This window comes from Streptomyces sp. SYP-A7185 (assembly GCF_046103685.1).
Lineage (GTDB): Bacteria > Actinomycetota > Actinomycetes > Streptomycetales > Streptomycetaceae > Streptomyces.
On record NZ_CP122310.1, the window covers coordinates 302,307 to 319,286 of the forward strand.

18 protein-coding genes are annotated in these 16,980 nt (G+C 69.1%); 10 read left to right on the plus strand and 8 right to left on the minus strand.

Annotated elements, in window-relative coordinates:
• Positions 1-29: 29 nt before the first annotated feature.
• The 3 genes from QBL25_RS01455 to QBL25_RS01465 form a co-directional block, all read right to left on the minus strand.
• A complete protein-coding gene (locus QBL25_RS01455) occupies positions 30-263 on the minus strand; it encodes a DUF5133 domain-containing protein (protein WP_409055107.1) in 234 nt (77 codons plus the stop codon).
• 126 nt (positions 264-389) lie between these two features.
• The gene (locus QBL25_RS01460; RefSeq protein WP_409055108.1) at positions 390-878 is read right to left on the minus strand and encodes a hypothetical protein; all 489 of its coding nucleotides are present in this window, start codon (positions 876-878) and stop codon (positions 390-392) included.
• Between the two features lie 190 nt (positions 879-1,068).
• Complete coding sequence (locus QBL25_RS01465) at positions 1,069-1,836, minus strand: SDR family oxidoreductase (protein WP_409055109.1); 768 nt, start codon at positions 1,834-1,836, stop codon at positions 1,069-1,071.
• 204 nt (positions 1,837-2,040) lie between these two features.
• Here QBL25_RS01465 and QBL25_RS01470 point away from each other — a divergent pair, with 204 nt between their 5' ends.
• A complete protein-coding gene (locus QBL25_RS01470; RefSeq protein WP_409055110.1) occupies positions 2,041-3,021 on the plus strand; it encodes an RNA polymerase sigma-70 factor in 981 nt (326 codons plus the stop codon).
• A gap of 24 nt (positions 3,022-3,045) precedes the next feature.
• Here the strand turns inward: QBL25_RS01470 and QBL25_RS01475 are convergent, their stop codons facing one another.
• Both QBL25_RS01475 and QBL25_RS01480 read right to left on the minus strand, forming a co-directional pair.
• Complete coding sequence (locus QBL25_RS01475; RefSeq protein ID WP_409062511.1) at positions 3,046-3,384, minus strand: thioredoxin family protein; 339 nt, start codon at positions 3,382-3,384, stop codon at positions 3,046-3,048.
• Between the two features lie 526 nt (positions 3,385-3,910).
• Positions 3,911-4,552: a hypothetical protein gene (locus QBL25_RS01480; protein ID WP_409055111.1), complete on the minus strand. Its 642-nt coding sequence runs from the start codon at positions 4,550-4,552 to the stop codon at positions 3,911-3,913.
• Positions 4,553-4,730: 178 nt separating this feature from the next.
• On the opposite strand from QBL25_RS01480, the gene QBL25_RS01485 reads away from it, so the two are divergent.
• Both QBL25_RS01485 and QBL25_RS01490 read left to right on the plus strand, forming a co-directional pair.
• Positions 4,731-5,105: a hypothetical protein gene (locus tag QBL25_RS01485; protein WP_409055112.1), complete on the plus strand. Its 375-nt coding sequence runs from the start codon at positions 4,731-4,733 to the stop codon at positions 5,103-5,105.
• 174 nt (positions 5,106-5,279) lie between these two features.
• A complete protein-coding gene (locus QBL25_RS01490) occupies positions 5,280-5,645 on the plus strand; it encodes an ArsR/SmtB family transcription factor (RefSeq protein WP_409062512.1) in 366 nt (121 codons plus the stop codon).
• A gap of 168 nt (positions 5,646-5,813) precedes the next feature.
• Here the strand turns inward: QBL25_RS01490 and QBL25_RS01495 are convergent, their stop codons facing one another.
• The gene (locus QBL25_RS01495) at positions 5,814-6,866 is read right to left on the minus strand and encodes a hypothetical protein (RefSeq protein WP_409055113.1); all 1,053 of its coding nucleotides are present in this window, start codon (positions 6,864-6,866) and stop codon (positions 5,814-5,816) included.
• 310 nt (positions 6,867-7,176) lie between these two features.
• Between QBL25_RS01495 and QBL25_RS01500 the strand changes: the two genes are divergently transcribed.
• The 6 genes from QBL25_RS01500 (at position 7,177) to QBL25_RS01525 (ending at position 13,537) form a co-directional block, all read left to right on the plus strand.
• A complete protein-coding gene (locus QBL25_RS01500) occupies positions 7,177-8,127 on the plus strand; it encodes an ABC transporter substrate-binding protein (protein ID WP_409055114.1) in 951 nt (316 codons plus the stop codon).
• 2 nt (positions 8,128-8,129) lie between these two features.
• Complete coding sequence (locus tag QBL25_RS01505; protein ID WP_409055115.1) at positions 8,130-9,113, plus strand: amino acid ABC transporter permease; 984 nt, start codon at positions 8,130-8,132, stop codon at positions 9,111-9,113.
• A complete protein-coding gene (locus QBL25_RS01510) occupies positions 9,110-9,916 on the plus strand; it encodes an amino acid ABC transporter ATP-binding protein (RefSeq protein WP_409055116.1) in 807 nt (268 codons plus the stop codon). The genes QBL25_RS01505 and QBL25_RS01510 overlap by 4 nt, the downstream gene beginning before the upstream one ends.
• Positions 9,913-11,139, plus strand: coding sequence for a M20 family metallopeptidase (locus QBL25_RS01515; RefSeq protein WP_409055117.1), 1,227 nt, complete (start codon positions 9,913-9,915; stop codon positions 11,137-11,139). Before QBL25_RS01510 ends, QBL25_RS01515 begins: the two co-directional genes overlap by 4 nt.
• A gap of 129 nt (positions 11,140-11,268) precedes the next feature.
• Positions 11,269-12,603, plus strand: a complete 1,335-nt coding sequence (locus tag QBL25_RS01520) for a cyanophycinase (RefSeq protein WP_409055118.1) — start codon at positions 11,269-11,271, stop codon at positions 12,601-12,603.
• A 61-nt stretch (positions 12,604-12,664) separates the two neighbouring features.
• On the plus strand, positions 12,665-13,537 hold the full coding sequence (locus QBL25_RS01525; RefSeq protein ID WP_409055119.1) for a MurR/RpiR family transcriptional regulator: 873 nt from the start codon (positions 12,665-12,667) through the stop codon (positions 13,535-13,537).
• An 88-nt stretch (positions 13,538-13,625) separates the two neighbouring features.
• Here QBL25_RS01525 and QBL25_RS01530 read toward each other — a convergent pair whose 3' ends face one another.
• Entirely contained in the window at positions 13,626-14,801 is a 1,176-nt protein-coding gene (locus QBL25_RS01530) for a glutathione-independent formaldehyde dehydrogenase (RefSeq protein ID WP_409055120.1), read from the minus strand.
• 311 nt (positions 14,802-15,112) lie between these two features.
• Entirely contained in the window at positions 15,113-16,237 is a 1,125-nt protein-coding gene (locus QBL25_RS01535; RefSeq protein WP_409055121.1) for a hypothetical protein, read from the minus strand.
• Positions 16,238-16,525: 288 nt separating this feature from the next.
• Between QBL25_RS01535 and QBL25_RS01540 the strand changes: the two genes are divergently transcribed.
• A complete protein-coding gene (locus tag QBL25_RS01540) occupies positions 16,526-16,975 on the plus strand; it encodes a DUF1931 family protein (protein ID WP_409055122.1) in 450 nt (149 codons plus the stop codon).
• Positions 16,976-16,980: the final 5 nt, after the last annotated feature.

Genomic DNA, 16,980 nt, shown 5'->3' on the forward strand with positions numbered 1-16,980 from the left:
TAGGGGCGCCGTGCAGCGGTGGCCCTGACTCAGGCGGTCAGGATGGGTTCGCTGTCGAGATGCGGGTGGGGGGTGGAAAGCTGGTGGCGTGCGGCGTCGAGGGCGGCATCGATGTGGCGGGTGCCGGTCGATATGCACAGCGTGTAGGCGACGTCTTCCATGCGCTGTCGTGCTTGATCGGTGCCGTTCTCGGCGTGCAGGGCGCTCAGCGTCTCGTACTGCTCCAGCAGGTTCTTCAGCACGACGGGGTGTGCCATCAGCATCGAACAACTCCCTCAAAGCCACTCACAGGGGTCTGTGCTGCACCTTGTGCCCCACCCAGACCACGCTATGCCCCTACATTTTCCGCCTTCTCGCCCCGCCTCCCGGCACCACCACCTGCGGCCGTTTCAGGAAGGCGGGGCGGCGGGGTGCTCCGGGCGAAGCGCGAAGGCCCGCAGGACAAGTGCCATCTGCATCGCGCACAGAGCCACGCCGAGGGTGGCATGCGCGGCGAGCGAACTGTGCAGCCCCAGCGCGGTCTGGGTGAAGGTGGCCAGCAGGATCCCGGTGGTGGCCTTCAGCGGCCAGGTGAGCCAGCGATCGCGCCGCCACAGCCATAGCGCGGCCACCACCTGCAGGATCACCAAGAGTTCGAAGACGTAGGCGTTGAAGCCGTGCGGGTCGATCGAGGCGATGTCGCCGTTCAGCAGCATCCCGGCCAACAACCCCTGCACCAAGGTCTCCACACCGGCCAGGGTCGCCACGATCCGCAACAGCACGGTGGCGCCGCGGCCGTTCACGTTGCGGGCGATCATCGCTGCCGTATGCGCGCCGGCATGGCAGGACGGCTCCGGCGCGGCGTCCTGGGGCCTGCCGGCGGACGAAGTGTCGTGCATGGAAGTCCTCTTTTCATAAGCGATGTTGCCTCACCTGGTCTTACGGCGATGCGGCCTCACCGGGACATGGACGCACTCATGGACGCACTCCAAATGATCGAGTTGTGTCGGACCGGCACCCGGTGTCGGCAGGGGCCCGGCGTCGGCAGAGTCCGGGGGCGTGCCGAGCGGCCCACCCGATGGGCCCGCATCAGAACTGAGCGTCGAGCCACTGCTGGAAGGTGGGGCCCGCGAGCGTGGCGTGCGGGCTGGGCAGGAAGCCACCGGCGGCGGCGATCTCGGCATCGGGCATTCCCGACCCGTCGATCTCGACGACCTCGATGCCGCGGCGGGCCCCGAGGAGCTTGGCCGCAGCGGCCATGGTTTCCGTGCGGGGCCCGGCGATCTCGGGGATGGGCGTTCCCCCCGTCGCTTGGGCGGGGGCGTCGGTGTCGGCGGCCAGGTCGGCCAGCGTTTCGGCCACGGTGCGGCAGGCCACCAGCTGCGTGGGCAGCCGCGGTATGTACGCCACGTCGCCCTGCCGCCAATCCAGCAGCTGACCGACGAACTCGTGGAACTGCGCGGCCCGCAGAATACGAGCGGGCAGCGGGCCGTGCAGAGTGGCCTCCTCGTGGACCTGCTGGGCCGCGACGAACCCTTCGGTGGCCAGGTCGGCGCCGATGATCGACACGGCCAAGACGCCTCCGACTGCCGCCTGTTGTCCGGCCCGGTGCAGGTTGCGCGCTGCGGTGCGGAAGAACTCCGTGGCGGCCTGTTGGTCGGATGCGTGCCACGACGCGACATCGATGATGGTGTCGACACCGGCGAACGCCTCAATCAGGCCCTCACCGGTGATGATGTCAACGCCGGTGGCGCGGGACATCGGCACCACCGAATGTCCCCGCTCGGTCAAGACGTCCACCACGTGGCGCCCCAGTCGCCCGGTGGCTCCGGCTACCGCGAACTTACTGCTGCTCATGTTCCATGCCCTTCGTCGGTGTCAGGGATCTCCCACCGGTCAGCGAGTGCGCTCCCGGACGGACATCAGACGCACCTGTCCTGACGCCCGTAACAGCCGCCATCGTGTGACCTAAGACACCGGCTGGACGGTGTTACGAAAGGGCGGCGGCCGTCGTCTAGTGCGCGTGGAGCACAGCTGTGAACGACCAGACAGGAGCCGGGGATGAGCCAGCGGCGCAGCAACCCAAGCCCAGGCACAGCCGCACCTCGTGAGAGCACGCAGCAAAACCAGCCGGTGGACTCGGCCACAGCCGTGTTCGTGATCCACCGCAATCTGCTGTTCACCGTCGCCTACGAGATGCTCGGTTCGGCCACCGACGCCGAAGACGTCCTGCAAGAGACCTGGCTGCGATGGATCGGCGTCGACCCGGCGACCGTACGGGAAGAGCGCGCCTACCTCGTACGGATCGTCACCCGGCTGGCCCTGGACCGGATGAGGGCACTGGGCAGGCGCAAAGAGTCCTACGTGGGACCGTGGCTGCCCGAGCCGCTGCTCACCGCGCCGGACGTCGCCGAGGACATCGAACTGGCCGAGAGCGTCTCGATGGCGATGCTGCTGGTTCTGGAGACACTGACGCCGGTCGAACGAGCGGTGTTCGTACTGCGTGAGGTGTTCGACGTCCCCTACGACGAGATCGCCGAAGCCGTCGGCAAGAGCCCCGGCGCGGTTCGCCAGCTCGCCTACCGGGCCCGGGCCCATGTCGCCGCCCGCCGACCGCGCGGCACCGTCTGCGCGGACCAGACCCGAGCCGCGCTCCAAGCCTTCCAGCAAGCGGTCGAGACCGGCGAGTTGCAGAGCCTGCTCGACATCCTGGCGCCAAACGTCGTCGCCCTGAGCGATGGAGGCGGAATCAAACACGCCCTGCTGCAGCCGATCGTGGGCGCGGACAGGGTGGCCCGTCTACTGGAGGGCGGCTGGTGGAAACGCACCGCCCCCAGGTCGGTCGAGCTGGCCCAGATCAACGGAGAGCCGGGGCTCCTGGTCCGCGTCAATGGGGAGGTCGACGGCGTGGTGGCGGTGCGGATCGAAAACGGCTACGTCACCGGTGCCTACCATGTCCGCAATCCCGAGAAGCTGAAGCGCGTGGGGCGAGAGACGGCTGTGAGCCGCAACCCGGCCCCCGTGCGCGACGAGACCACGTGATCATCGCCGGCACGAGCCGGTCGCTCACAGGTGACCGTCCAGGAACGTGCGCACCTCGGCGGGAGTCACGGGCCCCGTGCCCTGCGCCACCGCCTCCCCCTCCTTCAGCAGGACCCAGGACGGGGCCGCGGTGATCCCATAGCGCTCGGTTGCGGCCGGACAGCGTGTAATGTCGGCGCGGACGGCCGTCAGACGGCCCGCGTAGTCGTCGGCGATGCCAGCCACCACCCCGTCCATCTCGCGGCAAGGCTCGATGGCCTTGGGCCATGCCCCGGTGAAGTATGCGAAGACCGGGAGCCCACTCATCTTGAGAATGAAATCGAACTCCGCGTCCTCACGGGGTCGGTGAATTCGCTGTGCCATGCCGCTCCTGCCCTCACGCTGCCCCATTGCAGGCCCATCATCTCCCACCCGGTGCAGGCCGATCCGGTCGCCCGTCCCGTCGTCCTGCCGGACGGGCAGCACTGACACGCGAAGGGGGCAACCACGTTGTGCTGGGTGCGAATCGTGCGTGACCTGATGCGCGGGGCCACTGTTGGGCGGGTGTGAAAACGACGAAGATCTGCGCTGCTCTGTCCATGGCCGCCGGTGCCCTGCTGCTATCCACCACAAGTGCGGCCGCGGCCCCACTCCCCCGCGGTGCCGACATCGTCGACGACATCACCCGAGACAGCCTGGGCAGTACGCCATCCGTCGGCACCATCGACTTCTATCCCAACGACGGGGCATCCCCTCAGCCGGGTGCATGGCAATCGTCAATGACGTGGCACCTCTGAGTGCCAGTCGGCCTGACTGGTCGTGACGAGCCGGTCGCCCGACCGGCCAGAGGTCGTGGGCCAGGACGCTCTCGCCGCCGCACCGCACGGCGGCAGGGCCCCTGGCTGCACGGTCAGTGCACCGGATGCCAGTGGGCGGACGCCTCATCCAGAGTCCGGAACGGCTGCTGCCGCGTCGGGTCGTCCCAGATCAGGCACCCCCACACCAGGCCGGGCACATCGGAGCCCATCCGGTCGGCCGGCCCCTGGGTGAGGGTGGAGAACACTTCGTCGAAGTAGTGCGCGATCGACGTGAAGGGGGCAGGGCCTTCCGGCGGCTCACTCAGATACCAGCGGCCCACTGCGCCGTCGCACACCCAGTGACCGGATTCAGGGCCGGCTTCGTCACGGGTCAGCCACGGCACCGCGGGCAGGCCGCCCCAGCCATCCTTGTGCCCCACGCCGGGAAGCCGCAGCCCCACCGCCTGGCTTGGGGGCAGGATGATCCCGCCCGGCAAGAACGCTCCGGAAGCGACCTCGCCTTGTTCGTCTTCCTCGATGACCTGGTGCTCCACTCCCCCGCACAGCCGCCACAGCGCGACCAACTCGGCGGGAAGCCCAAAGCCCAGCTGCCGGCGAAGCTCCGCGTCCGCCGCGCCGATCTCCTCCTCGGACGCCGGCGCAAGCACACTTCGATGCGACAGCGGTGCGTGCCGCGCCAACCACTGCTCGAGCCGGGTCCACGCCGCCCGCACCCGCTGTATCTCCTCGCTCATGCAGCGCACCGTACCGACCACACGCGAGCGGCCACCGCGGCACGGCACGTCCTCTATCGCGTGGAAACACCGTCCGCAACCGCTTTGGGCATCTGCCCCCAGGCAGAGGGTGCACCTCCTAGGTTCTGTGCGAGGGCCTGGAACCAGCCCTCGTACCTCTCTCCCTTTAGGAGAACCCATGACCAGTGTGGAAGTGTCGCTCAAGAGCCTGCTGACCGAGATCGAGGGCGCGCTGGGAGCGGCGGCCGTCGACTACACCAGCGGCATGGCCCTGGGCACCCTGGGCGGCGGCAAGGACCTCGACCTGAGTGTCGCCGCGGCCGGCAACACCGACGTGATCCGCGCCAAGCTGCGCACCATGGAAATGCTGGGCCTCACGGACAAGATCGAGGACATCCTGATCACTCTGGGCACCCAGTACCACCTCATCCGCCCGGTGGCAGGGAAGTCCGGCAACGGGCTGTTCATCTACCTCGTCATCGACAAGGCCCGCTCGAACCTCGCCATGGCCCGTCATCACCTCAGGCGCACCGAGGAGCAGCTGGAAGTCTGACCTGCAACAGCCCTTTTTTGCCCGCTGCTTGAAGACTTCTTCAAGTCTCTACGTCTGCATCTGTCGAACTTTCGGCTTCAGCGGTCTTGGCGGGGAAAGAATGGGGAGAACGACGGGCGAGGCGGCCGCGCCCCTCTTCGCAGCCTCATCCGAACCAGGGAAGTGAGCGATCCCGTGCAGCGCCCCCTCTACCAGGTCAAAGCAGAGTTCTTCCGCATGCTCGGGCACCCCGTCCGCATCCGCGTCCTCGAACTCCTGCAGAACGGGCCGGTATCCGTACGGGATCTGCTCATCGACATAGACATCGAGCCGTCCAATCTTTCGCAGCAACTCGCCGTACTGCGCCGTTCCGGCATCGTCGTCTCCACCCGCGAGGGGACCACGGTCACCTACGCGCTGGCCGGAGGCGACGTCGCCGAACTCCTGCGCGCGGCCCGCCGCATTCTCACCGACCTCCTTGCCGGTCAGACCGCCCTGCTGGCCGAACTGCAGGATTCCGACGAGCCCGACCGCCCCACCGCGCAAGCGGTCCCTGAGTAAGGACTACCGGGCCGGTACGCTCCCCCCCCACCCCCCGACCGCGAGACCACTGCCGCTTCCTTCGCATCCCCGATCGGTAGCGACGTGGCGTCACGCGCGCGGAGCAGGGGTGGAAGGGCGCGACCGGCGCCCACGCCGTCGGGAGGCGCTACGGGAGGCATCGACGTATCAGCAGGCGGACGGTGTCCCGTCGTAGAGTCCGGCGTCCGCCCTGCCGTCGATGACGCTGCGCAGGTAGTAGCCGCAGGTGGGGCGTTGGGCGAAGTCGAAGGTGGCGCCCGGCGTCAGGTGCCAGATCTTGAAGCCCTTGTAGGTGAGCGGCTGACCGGCCACCGCCTTTTCGGGCTGGTGGTCGGCGAGCACGATGTAGGCGTCGGCGCCGTAGAGCGTCGCCTTGCCCTGGGCGTCCAGGAAGAGCGAACCGCCGCCCTCGTCCACGCCCACGCCCCATGCCCGGCCCTGGGTGGTGCGTCCGTCCTTCACTGCCCGCGCGGCGAAGGACATCAGTCGGCCCATCCGGTCGCGGGCCACGAAGTGTGAGTCGTTGATCGTGTCCGCGTAGTGCGGCCAGGAGAACATGCCCGTGGTGAAGGTGGCGTACGAGTCGTAGGGATCGTCGAGCGCCTCGTCGCTGGTGATGCTGCCCCGGCAGGCGTCGTACACGATCGAGCTGTTGATGTGCGTGCCCGCGCTGCCCCCTCCGCTGCCGCCGCCCTTGGCGACGACGGACTTGACCGACGCCGGCAGGCTGGTTCCCTTCCACGCCGTGTAGCGGCACTGGTCGCCGCCGGCGAAGTAGACGAATTCGGCGTTGCGGATGTCCTGGTTCACCTGCGCGTTGTTGCCGTCGGATGCGGTGGTGAGGGTCCAGGTCGTACAGGAGTTGACGCCGGCGAGGCGCATCACGCTGTCGCATTCGGGGGTGGTGCTGCCGGATGAGGCGGCCGACCCGGCCAGGACCACCACGTCGATGGTGCCGGTTCCGCCGCGGATGGTGTCGATCGCCCGGCGCATCGATGCCGCCACGACGCCGCCGTCACCGTTCATGGTGAAGGCCGGGCCGGACCACGCGCTACGGCTGACGTCGCCGGCGCTGCCCAGGCGGACGCGGTCGCCGCGCGCGGCGGCGGGCGGTGCCGCCAGTGCGGTGGCGGTCAGGGCCAGAACCGCGGCGAGCAGCGCCGAGCGCAACCCGCTGCGGGTGGTGAAGAAGGGGTTCACGAGGTCTCCTTCGGCTCATGCCTCTCGGCGCGGCGTGAGTACGCCGTCGGTGCCTTGAGGTGAACCCGGAACATACAAGTCGCTCACCGTGAGCGCTATACGTAACGCTGAGTCTTCTCCGGGCCGCCTGCACAGATCGCTCCATTAGTGCACTTCAACCGCTTTTCTTGCGGGTCGAGCTCGCCACCGTGCCGCGTTACGCGAACGTAACGCCCGATACATCTATGCACTCTCAGCTTCAGGATGTAACTTCCCTCTTCGAACGGGCCCGTCGGCCACCGCCCGCAAGCGAAGCGAAGAGGAACCCACCGTGACGCCCAGATCCGCACCACGTCGCACCGCCTTGGTCACCGTCCCCACAGCGCTCGTCTGCCTCCTCAGCGCCTGCGGCGGCAGCGACGAGCCGGCCGGCAAGGCTCCCGCCTCCGCGGAGGTCGCCGGGGTCACGGTGAAGAAGAACACCGACCTGCACGCCGCCCTGCCGGACGCCGTCAAGAAGTCCGGCACGGTCCGCGTGGCGACCGACGTGCCCTACGCACCCTTCGAGATGTTCGTGAAGGAAGGCGGCAGCGAACTGACCGGACTGGACTACGACTTGGGCCAGGCGCTGGGGGCACGGCTCGGCGTGACCTTCAAGTTCACCCCGCAGAAGTTCGACGGGATCGTGCCGGCCATACAAGCGGGCAAGTTCGATGTGGCGATGTCGGCCATCACCGACAACAAGGAACGCCAGCAGGTCGTCGACTTCGTCGACTACTCGCAGTCCGGCTCGGGCATCCTCGTGGCGCAGGGCAACCCGAAGAAGGTCACGACGCTGGAGGACCTGTGCGGAAGCCCGGTCGCCGTGCAGGCCGCGACCAATCAGCTGAAGCTGCTCAAGGCCCATCAAAAGCAGTGCGCGCGCTCCGGCCGCAAATCCATCGACATCCAGACCTTCCCCAAGGACTCCGACGCCCAACTGGCGCTGCGCTCGGGCAAGGTCGTCGCCGACGTCCTGACCAAGCCGGCCGCCGGCTGGACCGCCAAGACCGCTGACGGCGGCAAGGCCTTCGATCTGGTGGAGGACCCCAAGGCGCCCGGCGGATACAACGCCTCGCCCAACGGCATCGCCGTCTCCAAGAAGCAGCCACAGCTGACCGACGCCATCCAAAAGGCGCTCCAGTCGCTGATCGACGACGGCACCGTCAAGAAGATCTACGCCAAGTACGGAGTCGCCTCCATCGCCGTGCAGACGGCGACCAAGAACGCGGCGGTGGACTAGACATGAGCGCCGCGTCCCTCACCACGCACACCTCCCGCACCGATGTCCCGCCGCCCGACGAACCGCGGATCATCCCCGTTCGCCACTGGGGCCGGTGGATCGCCGCGCTCGCCGCCCTGCTGGCCGTCGGGGGGCTGATCGGCTCCCTGGCCGGCAACGCCAACCTCCGCTGGGACATCGTCGGCGACTACCTCTTCGAACCACTGATCTTCGACGGCCTGGCCACCACCTTGTGGCTGACCGTGGCCGCGATGGCGCTCGGACTGGTGCTGGGCACCCTGCTCGCCGTGATGCGGCTGTCGCACAATCCGGTGCTGTACGGCCTGTCCACCCTGTTCGTCTGGATCTTTCGCGGCACCCCCCTGCTCGTCCAGATCATCTTCTGGGGATACGCCGCCGCGTTGTACAAGAAGGTTCTCATCGGCATCCCGTTCACCGACATCACCTTCGTCAGCGGGGACACCAACGCCCTGATCACGCCGACGGTGGCCGCCCTGCTCGCGCTCGGCCTCAACGAGGCGGCCTACGCCAGTGAGATCGTGCGCGCCGGCATCCAGTCCGTGGACCCCGGCCAGACCGAAGCCGCGCATTCCCTGGGCATGCGGCCGGTTCTGACGATGCGCCGCATCGTCCTGCCACAGGCCATGCGCGTCATCATTCCGCCGATGGGCAACGAGACCATCAACATGCTCAAGATGACCGCCCTGGTCTCCGTGATCGCGGCCCATGACCTGATGTCGAACATCCAGGACGTCTACGCGCAGAACTACCAGGTCATCCCCATGCTCGCGGTCGCCAGCATCTGGTACCTGGCCCTGGTCAGCCTCCTGAGCGTGCCCCAGGCCTGGCTGGAGCGCCGATACGGACGCGGACAGGCGACCGGACGCCCCTCGCCCCTGGCCCGGTTGCTGTCCACCGGCGTCCGCCTGCGCACACCCGCGAGCGCCCAGGCCGCCCCCGCCCAGATCACGAAGGACCCGGCATGAGCACCGCAACCCAGCCCGCCCACGACCCCGCGCCGCCGGTGGACCAGCCGCTGGTCCGGGCCGAGGGGGTGCGCAAGAGCTTCGGCCGCCTGGAGGTCCTGCGCGGCATCGACCTGACCGTGCAGACGGGCCAGGTGTGCTGCCTGCTGGGCCCCTCCGGGTCGGGAAAGTCGACCTTCCTGCGCTGCATCAACCACCTCGAGAAGATCGACGGCGGTCGCCTGACCGTCGGCGGCGTGCCCGTGGGCTACCGCGAACAGGACGGGCGCCTGTACGAACTCCGCGAGAGCGAGGTGGCCGCCCACCGCCGATCCATCGGCATGGTCTTCCAGCGCTTCAATCTCTTCCCGCACCTGACCGCGCTGCAGAACGTCACCGAGGCGCCCGTGCGCGTGGCGCGTCGTCAGCGCGCGCAGGCACGGGAGGAGGCCATGGAGCTCTTGGACCGCGTCGGCCTCGCCGACCGCGCCGACCACCACCCCGCCCAGTTGTCCGGCGGGCAGCAGCAGCGGGTGGCCATCGCCCGCGCGCTGGCGATGAAGCCGCGCCTCATGCTCTTCGACGAGCCGACCTCCGCCCTCGATCCCGAACTGGTGGGTGACGTCCTGGACGTCATGCGTTCCCTGGCCGAGGACGGCATGACCATGGTGGTGGTCACGCACGAGATCGGTTTCGCCCGTGAGGTGGCCGACACCGCGGTCTTCATGGACGACGGTGTCGTGGTGGAGGCGGGCAGCCCGCGCGACGTCCTGACCCGACCGCAGCAGGAACGCACCCGCGCCTTCCTGTCCAAGGTCCTGTGAGCGCCCCGGTCGCCGGCGGTCCCACCACGGACCTGCTGCTGGCACGCACGCGTGAGGCCCTGCCCCGGTATCTGCACGAACTGGCCGCACTGGTGGCCGTGGACTCGGGCTCCTACAGCGCCGACGGGATCGACGAGGTCGCCGACTGGATCGAAGGGAGGCTGTCAGGGCTGGGGTTCACGGTGGAACGGCTTGGCGGCGGCATGTTGCCGACGGGGCAGCGGGCCGGGGATGTCGTGGTGGCCCGCCGGGCCGGTGCGCTCGCCCGCACCGACGGGGGCGGCCGCATCCTGTTGGCCGGTCACATGGACACGGTGTTCGACGACGGAACGGCTGCCGCCCGCCCCTTCACCACGGCCGTAGATCGCGCCTACGGTCCTGGCGTCAGCGACGACAAGGGCGGTCTGCTGGCCGGCATCCACGCCATCGAGACACTCGACGGCCTCGGCTTCGACCAGTACGCCGAGCTCGTCCTGCTGGCAACGCCCGACGAGGAGATCGGCTCCCCCGTCAGCCGACCGGTGACCGAGGCCACGGCCTCCGGCGTCGACTGGGCGCTGGCGCTGGAGTGCGCACGGGAGAACGGCGACCTGGTCATCGCCCGCAAGGGAGTGGCCGACCTGCGGGTGACGGTGACCGGGCGCGCCGCGCACGCCGGGATCGAACCCGAACGCGGCGCCCACGCCGCCCTGGCCGCGGCCCATCTGGTCGTCGCCCTCCAGGCGCTCAACGGCACCATCCCCGGCGTGAGCGTCAACGTCGGCGTGGTGCGCGCCGGTTCACGTCCCAACATCGTCCCGGCACAGGCGGAACTGGACGTGGAGATCCGCGCGACCAGCACCGGCGGACTGCACGAGGCTCGTGCGGCGGTGCAGGAACTCACCGCCCGGACATCGGTGCCCGGCACGCGGGCCGTGGTCGAGGTCCACGACCTGTGCCCGCCGATGGAGGCCACCGAGCGCGTCCGCGAACTGGCGGCCACGGCGCGGCATCTGGGCGAGCGGCTCGACCTGACCGTGGGGGCGGCCGCGACCGGCGGCGTCGGCGACGCGAACATCATCGCCGGGACGGGCACCCCGGTGCTGGACGGACTGGGCCCCGTCGGAGGCGGCGACCACAGCCCCGGCGAATGGCTCGACGTGTCCTCCGTGCCCGGGCGGATCGCCCTGCTGGCCGCGCTCATCTCGGAACTGGGAGACGCCGGCCGTCGCTCGTCCCTGTGACCCGGGCCTTTGCCCGCCCTGGAGCGGGGCGCGACGGCGTCCCCCCTGCCGTCGCGCCCCGCGCGCCACTTCACCGTCACCGACCGGTGCGCCCGGATCGGACCCATCCCACTCAAGGAGACCTTCGCGATGAGCGCCCCTGTGATCCGTTCCCTCCCCCCGTGCGGGGTCCGCCGTGTCATCGGCGCGGCGGGCCTCACCGTCTGTCTCGCGGTGTTCGGCGCGAGCCCGGCGCCGGCCTCCCCGGCCCTCTCGTCCACGTCGGCCACCTCGGCCACGTCCGCCTCCGGGCGAGGCTCGCTGGTGCTGATCGGCGGCGGACTGAAGGACGACAACACACAGATCTACGGCGAGATCATCCGCCGTGCGGGCGGCCCCCGACACGCCCGCATCGGCATCCTCACCGCGGCCTCCGTCCCGGCCAGCCAGGACCCGCACGCGGGCGACCCCGAACAGTGCAGCAACGCGGAGTGCAACGGCGCCTACTACGCAAACCTCTTCCGCCGCCATGGCGCCGCGGACGCCCAGTGGATCCCGGTGGACCTGGACCACCTGGCCAACGCCGACTCCGACGCCGTGGTCGCACAGGTCAACTCCATGTCGGGCTTCTTCTTCGGCGGCGGGGACCAATACCGCTACGTCACCAGCCTGCTCAACGGCACCCGGCACACCGATTCCAAGGTGCTCGCGGCCATCCGCGCCAAGCTGGCGGACGGCGCCGTGATCGCCGGGTCCAGCGCCGGTGCTCAGATCGCCTCCGGCCCCGACATGCTCACCGGCGGCGACTCCTATCCGGCGCTGCGTGAGGGCAGCAAGCCCGGATACTTCGACGACCCTAGTGTGCCCGGCCACCTTCCGCAGGGCGGATTCGGGTTCCTTCGCTCCGGCCTGCTGGACACCCACACCGGCACGAGCGGACGCGAGGGCCGCTCGTTGCGGTTGGCCGCCGACACCGGACACGACATCGTCTACGCCCTCGACGAGGACACCGCTCTGGTCGTCGACAACCCCGGCAGCAGACGCGAACGCGTCCGGGTCCTTGGCCGTCAGGGCGTCAGCGTCCTCGACCTCTCGCGCGCCTCCGCCGGGACAGGAACGCACGGCTGGCATCTGCACAACGCCCGCTACAGCTACCTCACTTCCGGTGACCGCTACGACCCGCTGACCGGCGCGACCGCCACGCCGCACAAACGCCGGCTGCTACCGTCGGCCCATGCCCCGGTCCCGGCCAACGAGGACGTCTTCTACTCCCCCGCCAACCCCGACGGCACCCCCTACAGCCTGCGGGGAACCGCCCGCGCCCTGGCCGCCTCCACCCAGCGCACCGCCACCGCGAGCAGCTACGAACGCGGGCCCCGCTTCACCGTCACCCTCACCGAGCCGGCCCGCTACCGGCCGCTCACCGGCGACGGCCACACGCCCCACACCCTGCTGAACCTGCGCCTGGACATCGACGCCCACTGACCCGCCCGCCCATCCCGGCGCTAGGCTCGATCAACGACATCTCCCGCAAAGGAACCGTTTCATGGCCAAGGGCACCCTCGCCGACCGTATCCGCCTGCGGCTGGGAGAACTCAGCCCCGCGGAGCGCCGGGTCGGACGGGTGCTCTTGGCCGACTACCCCGCCGCCGGCTTCGAGACCGTCGCGAACGTGGCCGAGCGCGCGGGCGTCAGCGCCCCGACCGTGCTGCGGTTCGTCACCCGCTTCGGCTTCCAGGGCTTTCCCGACTTCCAGGCCGGGCTGCGCGCCGAACTCGACGAGCGCAGCGCCTCTCCGCTGACCCTGTACGAAGCCGGCGACCGGACCGGCGGGCCCGCAGAACACCCCGCCGACGAGGACTTGCTGAGCCAGGGCCGCAGGGTGTTCACCGCGGCACTCGAGCAGACGTACGCCGAGCTGCCCCCGCACGACCTCGAGCGTGCCATCGAACTGCTCGGCGACCCCAAACGCCGCATCGTCCTCACCGGCGGCCGCTTCACCCATCACCTCGCCCAGTACCTGGCCCTGCACCTGATGCAGCTGCGCGACGGCGTCAGCGTGCTGTCCGAGCGCCCCGTGGAGCGCACGACCGCCGTGACCGGCTGGAACCGCCGCGATGTGCTCGTGGTCTTCGACTACCGCCGCTACGAAAAGGACAAGATGGCCCTCGCCGAACTCCTCGGCGAACGCGGCGGACGCGTGGTGCTGTTCACCGACACCTGGTTGTCCCCCGTCGCCGCCCACTCCGAAGTCGTCCTGGCCACCCAGGTCACCGCGCCCTCGCCCTACGACAGCCTGGTCCCCACGATGGCCCTGATCGAGACCGTGGTCGCCGGGCTGGTGCAGACACTCGGCGAAGACGCCCATGCACGACTCAAAGAAGGCGAGCGCCTCGCACAGGCCACCGGCCTGGTGTGAGATCGCCTAATCCGCCGGGACCAGGATGACGCACGCCCCCGGTCACCCGGACTGGTCCGGGTGACCGGGGGCGTGCGTCCCTGGGTTCCTAGCGCTTGGCGCCGTTGCCCTGTCCGTCGGGATGCAGGACCACCTTGGTCCAGCCATCGTCACGGGCGTCGAAGCGCTCGTAGGCGGTGGGGGCCTCGTCCAGGCCCAGCTCGTGCGAGACGACGAAGCTCGGCTTCGCCTTCCCGCCGGCGATCAGATCCCGCAGCGCCCGGTTGTACTTCTTCACCGGCGCCTGCCCGGTGCCCATGCGCTGCCCCTTGAACCACATCGTGCCGAAGTCGATCGGCACCTTGCCCTGCGCCTCCAGCTCGCCCTGGGCCTCTGCGCCGCCGGGGTCCTCGGGCAGGAAGACACCCACCACGCCGATGTGGCCCGTGAACCTGACCGAGTCGATCAGGCCGTTGAGCGTGAGGCTGGCGTCCTCGCGTCCCTCGTGGTCGTGCGCCTGGTAGCCGACGCATTCACAGCCGTTGTCGGCGCCCAGCCCCAGAGTGGCTTCCTTGACGACCTCCGCCGGGTTCTGGTCGGCGGTGTTGATCGGAATGGCCCCGATCTCCTCCGCCATACGGAGCCGGTCCGGCTGGTGGTCGGCCACCCACACGCGTCCTGCGCCCTTGAGCAGGGCGGAGTAGGCCGCCATCAGCCCGACGGGGCCGGCACCGTAGACGATCGTCTGGTCACCCGGTTTGACGTTGGCCATCTCCGTGGCGTGATAGCCGGTGGGGAAGATGTCGGCGAGCATCACGTAGTCGGTCTGCCGCTCGGCGGCGTCCTCGCCCAGGCGCAGCGCGTTGAAGTCGCCGTAGGGCACACGCAGCAGTTCCGCCTGGCCGCCCTGGTAGGGACCCATGTCCGCGAACCCGTAGGCGGCCCCGGCAAGGGCCGGTTCCGGCTGCATGGTCAGGCAGTAGTTGGTCAGCCCCCGTTCGCACTGCTTGCAGAAGCCGCAGGCGATGTTGAAGGGCAGAACCACGTACTCGCCGACCCGGACCTTGCTCACGGCCGAGCCGACCTCCACGACCTGGCCCAGGTTCTCGTGTCCCAGCGTGCGGCCGGTCTCGAACGAGGTGCGGCCCTCGTACATGTGCAGGTCCGAACCGCAGATGTTGGTGGTGGTGATCTTGACGATGATGTCGCAGGGATGCTCGATCTTCGCGTCCGGGACGTCCTTCACCGCGACGGTCCGCGGGCCTTCGTATACCGCTGCCTTCATGATTGCGCTCCCTTGCTGTCACGGCATGACCGCATCACGGTGGTGATGGAGATGGCGCGGGGCATCACTCGCGGGCGTTGACCCCAAGGGTGGGGCCCGGTCCGTGTCTCCGGCATGCCTGTGTGGGTCGTCCACCCAGATCAGGTGCAACGGCGCCGTCGTCGGCTTTCGGTGTGGAGAACTGGCTCCCCGGCGGCGTGCAGTCCGGGTCTCCGCCGGCCTCGACGCGAAACGGGCACACACGCACCTATTTGCGAAGTTTCCCGTCCGGACGACAACGGCCACCGCCGTGTCGCCGGCTCGGAGCCGGACTAGGCATCGTCGTCGCCCTGCAGCCTGCGGCGACGCTCCTGTTCGCGCTTGGAGTAGGCGGCTGCACGGATCGCCTCGTCGCTTTCCAAGCCGGATCCCAGCGCGCCGCCCACGGTGGCGACCGACGCGACGAACCATGCCAGCGTGAAGTACTCGTCGGCGTGCAATGGGGTTCGCGTCATGGAAGCGAACACCTGTTCGTTGAGGATGAACAGCGCCCACACCCAGTTGATGAGCATCAGACCCACGTAGCAGACGATCACCCCGATACCCAAGGTGGCGACCGTCGAGGCGTTGTACAGCCTCGCCCGCTGCCGCGCCTCCGGCGAGCTCTCCGCCGATCGATGCCACAGCTCCGCGTCCACGATCAGCCAGCCGATCATGATCGCGACAGAACCGACCGCGGCGATCACCAGGCGTGGCGTGCCCAGGTATGCGGCCAGGTTCCACACGGTGGAGTTCACCGTGGCGACCGCCCCCGTGGCCAGTGCCGCCGCCAAAGCCTTCGACAGGCCCGGCACCAAACGCCACGGCCGGTTGGCGCGGACCATACCGGCGAGTACCCGCAGGTAACCGCGCGGTCCTTCGGCGACGTACCGAACATCGTCGCTCTCCTTCTCACCGGTCTGGCCGGGACGAGCAGGCGCGGAGCCAGGGGCGGAGGGCTCCAGGATGGGCTGACTTCGCGAAGCTGCATCAGCCCCAGGGTTTTGCGGACCTCTCATCAGGCCGAGCACGGCGTCTTCGACGGCCCGCCGGGCCCTCGTCAACAGCCGCAGGCCACCCAGTGAAGGCAGAGAGAGCAGCGCCAGGCCGTGTTCGTGATTCAGGTCCACCGCGAGCTTGCGCCCGTGTGCGTGCAGCGGAAGGTCGGTGAGGGCCACGACGACGTCCCAGTTCTCCGCGCTACTACGGTCCATGATCCGGCGCATCAAGGTGGGTGGGTCCTCGCGCCCAGAAGTAAAGGGCTCACTGACCACCTCGACGTCGAACCGTCGCTCGTGGCCCGACCTGTCGGCGAGCCGAGCAGAAAGCGTCCGGGCCACGCGCCGCGCGATCTCCGTGGGCGCGTCGGGATCCGCCAGGAGAGCCACGACCGTCACGGTTTGCGATGACACCTGCATGACTGCAACCTCCGTATCGGCTGCCCCGTCGATCCCAGGTACCCACGACATCACCGAGGTAACGTCCACACCGCGTGACACGCTGGCCCCGACCATCAGATGCCGGTGAGACGGGCGAATCCCCCGTCCGCCCGCCCCGGGCAGTGCTACGCCTGGGCCCGGCAGGGCAAGACAGGGAAGCTATTTGGGCCCGCCATGCGCATGCGTCCGCGCGCCCCCGTCGGCCAGGCTGGCTGAAAAGCCCAGGGGCCGGGAGCCACCCGCACCCCGCTACCGGAGGTTGCCCTCATGACCGTGATGTCCATCGCCAAGTTCGAGAGGTTCTTCCGTGCGGCCGCAGGACTGGACGTCGACAAGAACGATCTCAAGCGCTACAGCGACTTCGTCGATGCCAAGCTCTACGATCTGCTGACCGTCGCCCAGGCCACGGCAAAGGCCAACGGGCGCGACATCATCCGGACCTCTGACCTGCCGATCACGAAAGGCCTGCAAGAAAGCATTCACCGCTTCCGGAAGATCGACCAGGAAGTGGAGCTCAAGCCGATCCTGGAACAACTCGCCGCCCACCCCCCTCTGGACCGAGCGCCCGACGAGGAGACCGAGGCGGCCTATCCGGACATCATCGGCGGCCTCAGCCTGGCCCTGGCCCAGAGCTTCAAGATCCTCCACCCTGATCTGAGGAACCCCCAGACCCAGGACTGGGACGAGGCGCGAGCCCTCTTCGATCTCCTGCTGTGAGTGCT

Bases quoted from the DNA above. Each gene is read 5' to 3' on its own strand.
- QBL25_RS01455 (WP_409055107.1), bottom strand. From the start codon at position 263: ATGCTGATGGCACACCCCGTCGTGCTGAAGAACCTGCTGGAGCAGTAC.
- QBL25_RS01460 (WP_409055108.1), bottom strand. From the start codon at position 878: ATGCACGACACTTCGTCCGCCGGCAGGCCCCAGGACGCCGCGCCGGAG.
- QBL25_RS01465 (WP_409055109.1), bottom strand. From the start codon at position 1,836: ATGAGCAGCAGTAAGTTCGCGGTAGCCGGAGCCACCGGGCGACTGGGG.
- QBL25_RS01470 (WP_409055110.1), top strand. From the start codon at position 2,041: ATGAGCCAGCGGCGCAGCAACCCAAGCCCAGGCACAGCCGCACCTCGT.
- QBL25_RS01475 (WP_409062511.1), bottom strand. From the start codon at position 3,384: ATGGCACAGCGAATTCACCGACCCCGTGAGGACGCGGAGTTCGATTTC.
- QBL25_RS01480 (WP_409055111.1), bottom strand. From the start codon at position 4,552: ATGAGCGAGGAGATACAGCGGGTGCGGGCGGCGTGGACCCGGCTCGAG.
- QBL25_RS01485 (WP_409055112.1), top strand. From the start codon at position 4,731: ATGACCAGTGTGGAAGTGTCGCTCAAGAGCCTGCTGACCGAGATCGAG.
- QBL25_RS01505 (WP_409055115.1), top strand. From the start codon at position 8,130: ATGAGCGCCGCGTCCCTCACCACGCACACCTCCCGCACCGATGTCCCG.
- QBL25_RS01510 (WP_409055116.1), top strand. From the start codon at position 9,110: ATGAGCACCGCAACCCAGCCCGCCCACGACCCCGCGCCGCCGGTGGAC.
- QBL25_RS01520 (WP_409055118.1), top strand. From the start codon at position 11,269: ATGAGCGCCCCTGTGATCCGTTCCCTCCCCCCGTGCGGGGTCCGCCGT.
- QBL25_RS01525 (WP_409055119.1), top strand. From the start codon at position 12,665: ATGGCCAAGGGCACCCTCGCCGACCGTATCCGCCTGCGGCTGGGAGAA.
- QBL25_RS01530 (WP_409055120.1), bottom strand. From the start codon at position 14,801: ATGAAGGCAGCGGTATACGAAGGCCCGCGGACCGTCGCGGTGAAGGAC.
- QBL25_RS01535 (WP_409055121.1), bottom strand. From the start codon at position 16,237: ATGCAGGTGTCATCGCAAACCGTGACGGTCGTGGCTCTCCTGGCGGAT.
- QBL25_RS01540 (WP_409055122.1), top strand. From the start codon at position 16,526: ATGACCGTGATGTCCATCGCCAAGTTCGAGAGGTTCTTCCGTGCGGCC.